At 46.5% G+C, this 13,010-nt stretch carries 11 protein-coding genes; 3 read left to right on the top strand and 8 right to left on the bottom strand.

Features of this window, described 5'->3' with window-relative positions; all coding sequences use genetic code 11:
* Window positions 1-34 precede the first annotated feature (34 nt).
* Entirely contained in the window at window positions 35-553 is a 519-nt protein-coding gene (locus tag CHL1_RS08080) for a V4R domain-containing protein (protein WP_250935958.1), read from the bottom strand.
* Window positions 554-814: 261 nt separating this feature from the next.
* Here CHL1_RS08080 and CHL1_RS08075 point away from each other — a divergent pair, with 261 nt between their 5' ends.
* Window positions 815-1,249: a MarR family winged helix-turn-helix transcriptional regulator gene (locus CHL1_RS08075; RefSeq protein ID WP_070371469.1), complete on the top strand. Its 435-nt coding sequence runs from the start codon at window positions 815-817 to the stop codon at window positions 1,247-1,249.
* 22 nt (window positions 1,250-1,271) lie between these two features.
* Entirely contained in the window at window positions 1,272-2,645 is a 1,374-nt protein-coding gene (locus CHL1_RS08070) for an MATE family efflux transporter (RefSeq protein WP_250935956.1), read from the top strand.
* Window positions 2,646-2,663: 18 nt separating this feature from the next.
* Here CHL1_RS08070 and CHL1_RS08065 read toward each other — a convergent pair whose 3' ends face one another.
* Both CHL1_RS08065 and CHL1_RS08060 read right to left on the bottom strand, forming a co-directional pair.
* The gene (locus CHL1_RS08065) at window positions 2,664-4,271 is read right to left on the bottom strand and encodes a dicarboxylate/amino acid:cation symporter (RefSeq protein WP_250935946.1); all 1,608 of its coding nucleotides are present in this window, start codon (window positions 4,269-4,271) and stop codon (window positions 2,664-2,666) included.
* 206 nt (window positions 4,272-4,477) lie between these two features.
* On the bottom strand, window positions 4,478-4,906 hold the full coding sequence (locus CHL1_RS08060; RefSeq protein ID WP_070371472.1) for a VOC family protein: 429 nt from the start codon (window positions 4,904-4,906) through the stop codon (window positions 4,478-4,480).
* A gap of 309 nt (window positions 4,907-5,215) precedes the next feature.
* Between CHL1_RS08060 and CHL1_RS08055 the strand changes: the two genes are divergently transcribed.
* A complete protein-coding gene (locus CHL1_RS08055; protein WP_250935944.1) occupies window positions 5,216-6,169 on the top strand; it encodes a calcium/sodium antiporter in 954 nt (317 codons plus the stop codon).
* 62 nt (window positions 6,170-6,231) lie between these two features.
* Here CHL1_RS08055 and CHL1_RS08050 read toward each other — a convergent pair whose 3' ends face one another.
* The 5 genes from CHL1_RS08050 to CHL1_RS08030 all read right to left on the bottom strand — a co-directional run bounded on the left by CHL1_RS08050 (window position 6,232) and on the right by CHL1_RS08030 (window position 12,936).
* The gene (locus CHL1_RS08050) at window positions 6,232-7,692 is read right to left on the bottom strand and encodes a helix-turn-helix domain-containing protein (RefSeq protein WP_148638252.1); all 1,461 of its coding nucleotides are present in this window, start codon (window positions 7,690-7,692) and stop codon (window positions 6,232-6,234) included.
* A gap of 229 nt (window positions 7,693-7,921) precedes the next feature.
* Window positions 7,922-9,130 carry an EAL and HDOD domain-containing protein gene (locus CHL1_RS08045; RefSeq protein WP_070371475.1) on the bottom strand — a complete coding sequence of 403 codons (1,209 nt, stop codon included), beginning with the start codon at window positions 9,128-9,130 and terminating at the stop codon, window positions 7,922-7,924.
* A gap of 223 nt (window positions 9,131-9,353) precedes the next feature.
* Window positions 9,354-10,565 (bottom strand): EAL and HDOD domain-containing protein, encoded by a 1,212-nt coding sequence (locus CHL1_RS08040; protein WP_148638253.1) that lies wholly within the window; start codon window positions 10,563-10,565, stop codon window positions 9,354-9,356.
* A gap of 147 nt (window positions 10,566-10,712) precedes the next feature.
* Window positions 10,713-11,339 carry a toxin-antitoxin system YwqK family antitoxin gene (locus tag CHL1_RS08035; protein ID WP_070371477.1) on the bottom strand — a complete coding sequence of 209 codons (627 nt, stop codon included), beginning with the start codon at window positions 11,337-11,339 and terminating at the stop codon, window positions 10,713-10,715.
* A gap of 76 nt (window positions 11,340-11,415) precedes the next feature.
* Complete coding sequence (locus CHL1_RS08030; RefSeq protein WP_250935942.1) at window positions 11,416-12,936, bottom strand: helix-turn-helix domain-containing protein; 1,521 nt, start codon at window positions 12,934-12,936, stop codon at window positions 11,416-11,418.
* Window positions 12,937-13,010 lie beyond the last annotated feature (74 nt).

The raw sequence follows: 13,010 nt of genomic DNA, 5'->3' as shown, positions 1-13,010 counted from the left end.
AGCTCCCTTCATGCTATAGCTGGCTAATTATGTCTTATTGCTCGATTGCTTTGGCATGGAAACGACAAGTGCGATCCCCAGTGCACCAGCAGTCGATCTCTTTAACAACAAAAGGTTTACCAGAAAAATTTTCCAGCAGGGCCGAGATAAACCCTTCATCATAGGTACAGATCTCGTAACTATCCTCCGGCAAGCCGGAGCAATCGAGATCTTCGGAAACCGTCAAAATCAGTTCACCTTTTTCCATATCCGCTTCTTCCACCCGCAAAATACCCATACCCAGGTCTTTCAGCACCGTTTTAAGCTGACTAACAAAATGATTGAGATCATAGGTTTTCGTAATCATATGCTGATAGAAGGCATTACCAGCCAATTGTCCAGCCTCATAAAAAATTTGATCGGTTTCCTCAACCCCAACATGTTTTTCGATGATGTCTCTGAAGGTAAATTGCATCAGTCGATACACCTCAACCCGGGTGGTATTCCCCAAATTTGGACGTCCTACACCAATATCTCCCAGTAACTCCCAGGAAAATTCATATTTTCCAGCCAATTATGATGCCCTCCACTTCACGCTTCTCAATTACTAACCCACCTGTTTTGCGGCAATCGTAAATTGATTTAATTTCCTTATTTTACCACGTTAACCCGGGATCTTGTCAAGGTGCTTTAATTGGCAGCAGATCTATTTTATCGATATCGATTCTTAATTTTAAACATCTGCTATTTTGTGCAAACGATTCGTTAAAATGTTGACTTGACAATTAAAATTTCTTCCGATAAAATAGATAGCATGCTAAGTAATGGAGACGTGATGAAAACAGATCAATTTAATTTTGGTGGCTTTGTTAAACAATTGAATAACATTATGGAAATGCGCTTCAATCATTCGTTAAAACAATGGGATCTGACCTCGTCCCAATTTTCGGTGATTATGTTTTTGCTACACCATCAGGGTCAGGCAATCAACCAGAAGATGATTGAAGAAGCTTTTCGCCTCAAAGGTCCCACCGTTACCGGGATCGTCAAGCGGCTGGTGGAAAAAGATTTTATCCAGCGCCGACCCGATCCTTTGGATCGCCGGATTAATTATCTGGAGCTGACAAAAAAGGGTCTGGAACTGGAGTCGCTGGTTTGTACCGAGATCACCCGTCTGGAAACTGAGACCCTCCGGGGCATCTCACCTGAACATCTCGACCTGCTGGAGTCGCTCCTGCATCAAATTTTAGAAAACATTACCAACCAATGATTCACAGAAAGGAATTATTTTTATGAAAAACGATTTATTTGAAAAGTACCCCATCCCCAAGGCGGTGATGACCCTGGCCATTCCCACCATGCTAAGTATGCTGGTGACGATTGTCTACAACATGGCCGATACCTATTTTGTCGGTCAAACCGGTGATGCCAACCAGGTGGCCGCCGTTACCCTGACCATGCCGATCTTTTTTCTGCTGATGGCCTTTGGTAATATTTTTGGCATCGGCGGCTGCTCCTATATTTCCCGGCTCTTGGGGGAGCACCGGATTGCGGATATCAAGCATACCTCCTCCTTTGCCTTTTATGGCTCGATCGCCCTGGGCCTGATCGGAATGGTGGTGTTTCTGGTCTTTATGGATCCAATTCTGACCATTGCCGGTGCCAGCCCCAACACCATCGGTTTTGCCCGGGACTATCTGACCATTGTCGCTTATGGCGCCATCGCCATCAGTCTGCAGAATTCACTGGCCCAGATTGTCCGCTCCGTTGGCGCAGCCAAAGAATCGATGATCGGGATGATGATCGGAACCATCGTTAACATCATTCTTGATCCGATTATGATTCTCTCCATGGGCATGGGCGTGGCCGGAGCAGCCTGGGCCACCGTGATTGGAAATGCCTGCGCTGTATTATACTTTATCTACTATATTTTTAAACACAGTGATGTGCTCTCCATCGCCCCCCAGGATTTCCGGATGGAAGGCGCCATCGCCAAAAATACCTTTGCGATTGGGATTCCGGCCTCTGTCAATAACATTCTGATGAGTTTTTCAATGATCATGTTAAACAGCTTTGCCTCCGCATATGGCGATACCGTCATTGCTGCCCTGGGTGTCTCTGGCCGGGTCTTCTCCATTGTGGTCATGCTGGCACTGGGTCTGGCAATGGGTATTCAGCCCTTTATCGGCTACAATTACGCCCAGCAGAACTATAAACGGATGAATGATGCCATTAAATTCACCGGGGTTGTCGGAATGATCATGGGCACTGTGGTCATGATCGTCGCAATCCTTTTTGCCGCCCCGATTGTTACCTTCTTCATCAATGATCCGGAGGTCATCACCATTGGTGCCACCATGCTGATTATTCAAATGCTGGTCAGTCCCTTTCTGGGCCTCCAGTTTATCGTCACCACCGTCTATCAGTCGCTGGGCAAAGCCATCCCTTCGCTGATTCTGACTATTTGCCGACAGGGTCTAGCCTTTGTCCCGATTCTGATTGTAGGTTCCACGCTGTTTGGTCTGCAGGGGATCATCTGGGCCCAACCGCTGGCCGATGTTGTCTCAATTATCCTGGCCATTTCAATGTATACCGTCACCTACCGTAAACTTCGGGCCAGCAAAACCGAACCGATTTCCATGGCAATGGAAGACGGACTGGCCTAAGCCATCAAAAAAGCGCCCCTAAATCGGGCGCTTTTTTAGTTCGCTGGCACGGAGCCGGTGTTCCGTGTGAATCATTCCGATATTGGTTGTCATGACGTTGCCGGTGGTGGCCGGATAGTCCAGAAAGATGGCGATGGTTACGGCCAGTGCCAGCCCTTCCAAAGGAATCCCCAGAAGGTTGAAAACGATGGTGAAAAGAAAAGCCCCCATCCCCGGCGAAGGTGGCACCGCCACCGAAAGAATCATACACAGAATCACGACCGGAATCGTATCCGGCAATGAAAAGCCGATTCCATAAATATTACCAATAAACAAGGATGTCAATAACAGCATCGGAATGGCGTCCTGCTTGTTAAACAAAACCCCTACCGGAATCGAAAAATTGACGACGTAGTCCCGGATTTTCTGCTTGCCAATTGCCGTTGCGGTATGACTGACAAAGGTGGCGCTGGAACTGGCGGTTGAGAAGGCAATCAGCAGAAATGGTGCTGCTGTTTTTAAATACGTCACAGGGCTTATTTTTTCATAAACGGCTACACTCAACAGCATGAACACATTAATAATCAGAAAAGCAATCAGCAACAATACAATCAGCCAAACGGCTCCCAGTAGCGCCGCCCCTTCCCCGGAAATCATCATATTCAAAATACTGATAAAAACCACCACCGGCATCAGGGCACAGACGGCGTCCAGGATGGTTGAAAAAATCAGATTGGCTTCGGTAATAATCCGGGTAATTTGCGGAAAGCGGCCCTTTAAGGTCAACATCACAATGCCACCAATAATGGCCAGAAACATGATTTGCAGGGTATTGCCATCGATAAACGGCTGAATAATATTGGCTGGAATAATCCCGAAGACCATCTCCCCAATCTGGTTCCACAGATCCCCCTGACCAGCCTGACTGGCTGACCCGGTGTTGCCCAGCAGAAAAATCTGAGCCATTCCCAAAGAAACCGCTGAAGCCAGAAGAATTACTGCCATCGACCAGGTCAGCAGCAGGCGGAAAATCCGTTTCATTTGGGCCAGGTTATCCATATTGACAATACTGCCGATGGCGGAAAAAAACAGCACCGGTATTACAATGGCGTTGAGAAAACCAAAAAATGTACTGCTAATCGGAGAAAGAATCCCGATACCCACTTGCTTGCCCAGCTCAGGCGCCATCATCTGGATGAAAAATCCGGTCAGAATCGCACCAAGCAGGGCGATGGCTGTTGTCAATGCCGGGTTTAATGGTTTTTGTTTTAGCGTATAAGAAACGTTATTACAGCCCTTTTCGTAAGAATAGGTTACCGATGACAGTCCAATTAAGATATTCTGTCCGATCCGATTGTAGTCAACTGCTTCTCCCTCCGGTGTTTCCGGCAGGGTCAGCGGATTTTCCGGATTACCCCAGTAATTCAGCGTTAGGCTAATGGTTTTAAAGCGCTTCTGAATCGACAACTCAAAATGCGCCTGATCGCTTGCCCGCTCACTCCAGTAAACAATGGCTTCTTCCACAAAAAGCTGCGCTTTCATGTTATCGGTTTTGGGGCACTTGTATTTTTGCAAGAGCTCCGAAACAAAGACGTTGGCTTCATCGAGACTGGCCAGACTCAGTGGTAATATCTTTTTTACTTCCATGGTTCCCCCTTATGCATCGATCTTCTGACTGCGTTTGTGTAAACCATGCCACTGATATACTCTCGGGTTAGGCTGGTGTCAAACCTGAAATTATCTGGCGCTGGCATAAAGAACACACGGTACGATTGATACCGTGTGCCTTTCACCGTGATGGAAAAATTGTTGCGCTCATCAAATGGTGAAAAGTTAGTCAAAGATTACCACCATTATACCACTTGACGCATTCTGCCGTCATCATAATTTAACTGCCAATTTACCCCAAATTTATCGACCAGCGAACCATAAACCTTGCTCCAGAAGGTTTCCTGCAGTTCGGTTTCGACGGTTCCACCATCTTTTAATTTATAATAAAGGCCTTTGATCTCATCCAGGTCGTCACTGAAAATGACCAGGGTCATCTTTTCTTTTTGATTGTCAGGTGATTTTGAGGGTATATCCGAGAGCGACACCCGTAGTTCATCGGTCTCAAGATCCGCACGAATAGTCACTTTTTCTGCCGGATCAGGATTGCCCGGTTCGGGCAGGGTTTCATCAAATAATATAATTTCAGCCTGATCAGTGCCAAAAACGTCGGCATAGAATTCCACAGCTTCCTGACAATTTCCATTAAAACTAATATAGGGTTGTACCTGCATTTCTACACTCCTTTTTCGTTTAGGTGCACCCTTTGCTAAAGAATACTTGGGATTGCACCGGGATCTCCGTTTTAATCAATTTTACAGCACCATGACACTCTGTTACATTGTATAGCCTTATTTTTACGATTTAAACGGTTTCGGGTAAATTTTTTACAAATTTCTGTAAAATAAAATTGACCTGATGCAAATCTGCTGTTATTGTTATAAGGGTCATAAATGGAGCTTTATTTTCGTTCATTTCTGCCTTGTTGCAGACAACTTGATAGTCAGTTCTGCAATCTGTAATTTTTAGAGGGAGGATTTCTTGTGAGTATTATTTTTTTAATCATCGGCCTCGTATTATTAGTTAAGGGTGCCGATTTTTTTGTGGAGGGTTCGTCTTCCATTGCCAAGCGCTTTAACATCCCCAGTATGGTCATCGGTTTGACCCTGGTGGCTTTTGGCACCAGCGCCCCGGAACTGGCAGTCAGTGTGTCCGGATCCCTGAATCAGGCCAATGGGATTGTTTTTGGGAATGTGGTGGGTTCCAATATTGTCAACATCCTCTTTATTCTGGGTATCTCAGCCTTTATTTCCCCCATCAGCATCAAATCAAAAACGATTTTTAAAGAGATGCCTTTTGCCATCCTGACCACCGTTGCCTTAATGCTGATGGTGATGGACGGGCTGATCAACGGTGACCCGATCAGCGTGGTTTCCCGTTCGGAGGGCTGGATTCTACTGCTCTTTTTTGCCATCTATCTGTATTCGATGGTGGAAATTGCCATCCTGGGCAAAGAAGAATCTGAGGGCGAAATACTTGTGCTGCCAGTTCCCAAGAGTATTCTCTTTACCATCGGCGGTCTGGTCGCCGTGGTTTTTGGCGCCGATCTGGTGGTTAATGCGGCCATCGAAATTGCCACCATCCTGGGCATGTCTGAAACCGTGATTGGTTTAACCATCGTTGCCATCGGCACCTCCCTGCCGGAGCTGATCACCTCAGTAGTAGCAGCTAAGAAGGGCGAAAACGATATTGCTGTTGGTAATATTGTCGGTTCTAATATCTTTAATGTCCTCTTTGTTATGGGGGTTTCCGGGGTTATCTTCCCAATTGAAATCGCCACCGAAAACTATGCCGATCTGTGGATTTTGCTGGCGGCCATGATTATCGTCGTTCCGATGATGTACACCTCCAAGAAAATCAGCCGCTGGGAAGGGGCCGTCATGATGCTGGGCTATGTCGGTTATTCGACCTTTATCATCATGCGGGCGATTTCCTAGATCTTTATTGCTTACTGGCACTTAAAAAAGCACTCGCAATTTTGCGGGTGCTTTTTATAACACTATGCCTGGGCTTCATAGCGCAAGATCAGCTGATCCATGGCAGCCAGGGTGTCTTCTTTGGGTAACACATAGGGACTGCCCGGCAGACTTGAGAAAAAATCGTCAAAGGCGGCCACAATTTTTGCTTCTTTTAATTTAATCGTCTTAAAAATCTGCTGATCGGCTTTTTGATAATGCAGGATCAGATGCACCAGAGTTGCTTCATTTACAAATTCAACTGCTGAATTAAGGACAATCTTTTTTTCATCGAAGGCGTAGGTTTTGCGGGCATCAGCGGCAATATCCTGGCGCACCTGTTTGGTCAGCATCAGGCGTTCGGCTGGCGTAAAGGGATGACACACTTCCTCCGGAAAATACATATTGCCCGTATCCATAAAGGTTTCCAGATTGTTTAATGAAAAGACATTGATCATGGCACGGTTTTCCGCTTTAAAATAATCGTAAAAGCGATTGGTGGCCGATACCAGATCATCATAGAAGGGCAATTCCCGGCGAACCTTGTCGGCTACCATCTCGTGAGTGGCGTAGTAGGCAAAGCAGGGCAGCGGTTCAATAACCTGACGGATCCGATAGGTCGTATCCAAGGAGTAGATGGCAAAAAGATCCCGACTTTCTTCAATAAAGGGCTCGGACTGCAAAAGGATGGTAACAAAACCCTTCTGGTAGAGATCATAAAGCTCTGAATCGCGATAGCGGATGGCCCGACAAAAATCCCGGGAAATCACAATGACTTCCTCCGATGTGAGCATAAAATAGGGAAACAGCACATTGATTTCCTGACTCTTCCCAACTGCCTGATAATAATAGTGGGAGTGATAAGTAATATTATCAAGCAACGACAGACCTATCAGAGTTTTAAGGGTACCAAGGCCCGGATCAGCAAGGCTTTCGTCACTGACTTCCGGAAAACACTGAACATCCTGCAAAACCAGGTATTTTGCATTTCCCAGCATTTGCTGAAATATATGCGCATAAACCCGTTCAAAATGACTGGGAATCGAAAGTTTCAGATGCGGCTCCTCCTGGCAGAAAAGCTCCCGATCGATGCTGTTTTCGATAACGCTCTGGACGGCTTCTAATCCAGTCACAATCTGAATTTTTGCTTGTTCCCCGGAGCCGACTAATGCGCAATCCGGAGCTTTTAATTCTTTTGAAAAAGGAATGTGATAGCTGGTGAGTTCAAAGATGACGGCCATCAGCTCCACAATTTTTTGACGATTATAGTAACACCGTTCGCCGACCTGGGTAATTTCTTGCAAGGCCTGCAATTCTTCGATTTCAGTCGTTGACAGACGCAACGCTTTACATAAGCATTCAAAAACTTTAGGAGTAGGCAGCCGCTCACCAGATTTTATCCGCTGCAACGTGGTGCGATTGATTTTCCCCATCTCCGCCAGGGATTGTACGGTTTCGCCACTTTCGTCAATTAATTCTTCGATTTTTTTACTAAAACGTGTCATCGGCTACTCCAGTTTCTGTATTTTTTGTCTCTCTCACTCTTATTATAGCCGTGTTGGAGCCAATTGCAAGATGTGGCATTTTGTGTGCCAGAATATTTTGCCCTTTTATAAATCTTGTCGGATCCAAAATGGTTAAACGATCGGGTTGCGACCGATCATAAAAAAAGAGTACTCACACCACATATCGGGTGAGTACTCTTTTTTATTTATTTTTATGTAATTCACTTATCTAGGCAATATTGCAAACAATGCGACTCGCCCAGGCAATCGCTTCCCGGTAGTCGTGATAAATGTGGTAATCCTCTATTTTTAAGAATTGAGCCAATTCTTCGACCAGACACCATTCGCCCTTTTCATAGGCCACCATCAAGGCCTGAATCGGAAAAAGAACGCCCTGCTGGTTGATCAGGGCCTCTAAAATCGCTTGCGGCAAGGCGATCCCCGCCAAGACCACATCCATTGGTTGATCAAGAATCGCATCCAAAACGCTAAACAGTCCCATCAGAGCGGCATCATGTTCCCATTCATGCATTCCCGAGCGTTTCGCCAGTGACTCGGCAAAGCGGGTACGAATCAGCGATAGTTTGATCAGTTCGGTGGGTTTATCTTTACTGACTTCATGAATCATTAAAATACTGATCCAGCGTTCAAATTCACGCAGGCCAATATAGCTTAGGGCAAACTTGATGGAGCAAATCGATTCACTGCCAGCCCGAAAACTGGCCAGTCGGAGCAACCGATAGGTCAGGGTCACATCCTGTTCGATCAACTGGGCCAATCGATCAAAGGAGGGTTCATCCGCATTTATTTCAGTCATCAGCTGCAGATACTGCAGTTGCGAGGGGGTGGCCCGGAAGGTACGGCCGGCAATGTGCGGTTTGCTGAAAAAAAAGCCCTGAAAGAGGGTAAACCCCAAATCCTTCGCTTTTAGAAATTCATCCCGGGTCTCCACCTTTTCAGCCAACAGTGTTTTCCCCTGAGCCAGACCCGCCAGAACATCATCGGTAATGGTATCAAGCGGCGTGACCATCAGGTCATACTTGATAATATCCGCCAATGGCGTCAGGGGGTAGGTCTGATAAGTCTGGGCAAAATCATCCAGAGCGATGCTGTAGCCTTTGTCTTTGATAGCCGTAAGCCGCTCAACCAGATTGCGGCTGACTTCAATGTTTTCCAGCATTTCCACAATCATCCGCTCGGGGTCAATCAGCTCCACAGCTTCGGAATGAATAAATATTTCATCAAAGTTAATAAAGGCAAACTTATCTTCAACGAGGTTTTCCAGTCCCGATTCAAACAGACCGGTGATGACCATGGCTGTTGCCCCCTGGGACGACATGCCGCCAAAATGCGTCGAGTGGTTGTGAAGCCGAAATAAAAGCTCATACCCGTACACGTCCAGCTGAGCGTTGAAAATCGGTTGTCTGGCAATAAACATATGGCCTCCTGGGTCTCTTTATACTGGTGTAAAATTATAAATGTCCGTTCCTGTTCAATATGTTTATTGTAACACTATGTTTCATCAAAAACAAGAATTTTCACACCCCCAGGCTGTTATTTTTTTGCACATGTTTTCTATCTGCTGCCAATTATTGCAACAAAAAAATGGCGCAACTGCAGCTGGCCATGTTTTATTGAATCGGTTATCTACTTAAGATTTTTCAGGCGATGTTTAAAATGATTTCATTGGCCCAGGCAATCGCTTCCCGGTAATCGTGATACAAAATGTACTCCTCGATTTTTAGCTCCTGCGATCGTTTCAGGGTGGTTGCCCAGTCACCTTTTTCATAGGCCAGCATCAGTTGGTAAATCGGGTACAGCACCCCCTCACCCTTTATCAGTGCGTCGGGAATGGCCGGTGGCAAGGCAATGCCCGCCAGTGCTTCATCCATGGTCTGGTCGAGAATCCCATCGAGGACGCTAAACAACCCCATCATTGCCGCCCCATGCTGGGCGTTGTAGGTCATCAGCGCCCGCTTGGCCAGGGTTTGGGCAAAACGGCTCCGAATCAGCGCGATTTTCATCAACTCTGCGGGTTTTTCCTGGCCCAGATCCTGAAGCATCAGAATATTGAACCAGCGCTCAATTTCGTTAAGGCCCATGTAGGTCAGCGCATAGCGGATCGAACTGACCAGATCGTGATTGGATCGGACACTGGCCATCCGCATGACCCGATAGGCCAAGGTGACATCCTGTTGAATCAGCTCAGCCAGGGCATCATAGGAAGGGTCTTCTTTTTTAAGTTCCTCAATCAATCTGAAATACTGAAACTTGGTCGGCGATTTATTAACCGACTGACCAGCAATCACAGGTTTGCTGAAAAAATAACCCTGAAAGAGGGTAAAGCCCATATCACAAGCCTGTAAAAACTCATCCCGGGTTTCGACTTTTTCGGCTAGTAACACCTTGCCCTGAGCCAGCGCAGCGGCGGCATCTCTGGCAACCGTTGCCAGAGGAGTGGCCATCAGATCATACTTGATAATGTCGGCCAGGGGACTCAGCGGGTAGCTTTTGAAGGCTTCTTCAAAATCGTCCAGGGCAATCTGGTAGCCCTTTTCCCTGATTGATCGGATCCGTTCGATTAGGCTGTCATCAATTTTTATTTTTTCCAGCATTTCCACCACCATCTGATCCGGTTTAATTAATTCCAGGGCATCGGAATGGATGAAAATTTCGTCAAAATTAATAAAGGCCCGTTTATTCTCAATGATGTTTTCGATTCCCGCTTCATAGAGTCCGGTGAGCACCGCTGCGGTGGCTCCCTGCGAGGAAATTCCACCAAACTGACTGGACTGGCTGTTGAGCCGAAACAACAGTTCATATCCATAAACGTCCAGATCCACGTTAAAAATCGGTTGTCTGGCAATAAACATCTGCGCTCCCCCTTAAACGGTGTCAGGTCAGTCATCTGATACCCGAATTTTTAAAACCTCTTGTCTCAATGATAGCATCATCCTGACCAATTAACAAGTGAAAACGATTGACATCAACTAAATAAGCCGACACCTGCCGATCAATTGTCAGCCAACTGCTTTACCGTTGCGAAATTTACCTTTATGCACCAGTCGGCCGCTGCGATCATAGGAACGCCCTTCCCCATGCCAGACACCGCTTAAAAATTCGCCCTCATACTTTAGCTGGCCATTATCGTAATATTCTTTGCAATGGCCGGTGGGTACTGACGGATCTTTGATGTTTTCCTGATTCGTAGACAGCCGGGCAAAATTGCCCTCGCATTTTAGTTTGCCACTAGCGTCAAAGATGCGTCCCTGACCTGAGGCGTAGCCATTGGCAAAGCTCCCGATGTATTTAAGCTTGCCATTTTCTTCGTAGAGTTTCCCCTGACCGGAGGCCAGACCATTGACAAAGTTGCCTTCGTATTTAAGGAGACCATTGGGATAATATTCTTTGCCGGGACCAACCTGAATGGTATTGACAAAAACCCCGGTTGAGGCCAGCGAATTGTTTACATAACGCTGGCCGATTAGGCGGTTGCCCTGATAATAACCGATGATATAGCCGTCCCGGCAGGGAACTTTGACCTGTGGCTTTTGGTCCTGACGCTCTTTTTTTTGCCGGGATGACAGATAAAGCCAGAGGATAATGCCAGCAATGCCTACGAGAAAGAGAAAGAGGATGCCGCCCATATGCTTACCTCCTTGTTTGGATTTATAAATAGGTCATTACAAAACTGCCGTGAGCTTTGCGCTCCGTTTGTCTTTATTATACCCCGGTTTGCGCCACTATCACAAGCGGCTTTGTTAAATTGGGATCGGCCGCCGGGGCATATTCGGCCAGCAGAGCATCTAGTTGTGCCAGGGTCGTCTCAGTGGGCAGCACATAATCGCTGTCTGGCAGACTGAGAAAAAACTCTTTAAATGCGGCAATGACCAAAGCTTCCCGGAGTTCGATGGTTTTATAAACGATCCGGCCAGCAATACGATAGTGTAGCACCAGTCGCAGACAATCGCAGCTCTCATAGATAAACTCCACCGCCTGGTTTAAGAAGAGTTTTTGATCATCCACGGCAAAGAGCCGCCGACGCTCAAAAAAAAGATCATCACGAACCTGCTGTAGAATCATCAGGCGTTCTGATGGGGTTAGCCGATGATAAATTTCTTCCGGGAAAACCAGATTGCCATCATCCATAAACTGCCTTAAGTTTTTTAATGAAAAAACATTCAGCATCCCCGTGCTGACCTGCCGGAAGTAATTAAAATAGCGGTCAACTGCATCCAGCAAGGGTTCATAATAAGGAAAGTCTTTATTCAGCTTGGCTTCGAGCAGATCTCGATCGGTGTAATAGGCAATACATGGCAACGGTTCAACTACCATTTCTACCTTAAATTTTCGATCCAGGTCAAAAACCGCAAAGAGATTATTGCTTTCCAGAATGAAGGGCCGGGTCGAGGCCAAAATTTCTGCAAAACAGTCGCTGTAGAGACGCACAAAGGCCGGATCGTGATAGCGCACCGCCTGACTTAAATCCCGGGAAATGGTGATGACTACGGTGGATGTTATGATAAAATAAGGAAACAGGGCACTCATTTCCGGGCCACTGACACCCGTGTTTGTCTCAAGCGTATAGCTGTAGGATGAATAATTGACGTTGTCCAGCAGTGTCAGGGCGATCAGGTGTTTTAGCGCCCCCAGCATCGGGTCGGCAGCAGTGTCCCCCGCTTCTCGGCGCAGGCACAGAACATCCGCTAGATCGAGTGTTTTTTTGTTGCCCAGCAACTGCATAAAAAGATAATCATAAACCGCCGAAAAGGTATAGGGAATGGTCAGTTTTATGGTTGGCTTAACCTGCTTGCTTAATTCCTGATCAATGCTTTTCTCAATCAGACTCAGCACCTGTTTTTCACCGCAAACAATTTGCATGGCCGGGGGCTGCTCATCTGGGTCTTTTTTATCATCCCGAGACTTAAGCTCTTTGGAATAGGGAATTTTGTATTCAGTTAATTCGGAAATGGTTTCGATCAGCTCAACAATCTTCTGGCGGTTGGCATAGATCCCTTCGCCCACCTGAGCGATCGCCCAGAGCTTTTCCAGTTCAGCGGCCTCTGTCGGCGAAAGCCGCAACACCCGAATCAGCTTTTTTAGCATCGCCCGAGTCGGCAAGCGTTCGCCCGACTTGACCCGCTGCAGGGTAGTACGATTGATATTTCCCATTTCTGCCAGTGCCAAAACGGTTTCACCGCTTTCACTGATTAATTCGCCGATTCTCTGACTCAGTAATGACATAAGACCTCCCGGAAACAGGCAAGGTTGCCTATTTCGACTTTATTATTTTTTCTTAAAGAGTTACATTCAATTAA

It is taken from the genome of Acetobacterium wieringae (assembly GCF_023700225.1).
Taxonomy (GTDB): Bacteria; Bacillota; Clostridia; order Eubacteriales; family Eubacteriaceae; genus Acetobacterium; species Acetobacterium wieringae.
Note: the sequence above shows the minus strand (reverse complement) of the source record. Positions and strands in the feature narration are given on the sequence as shown.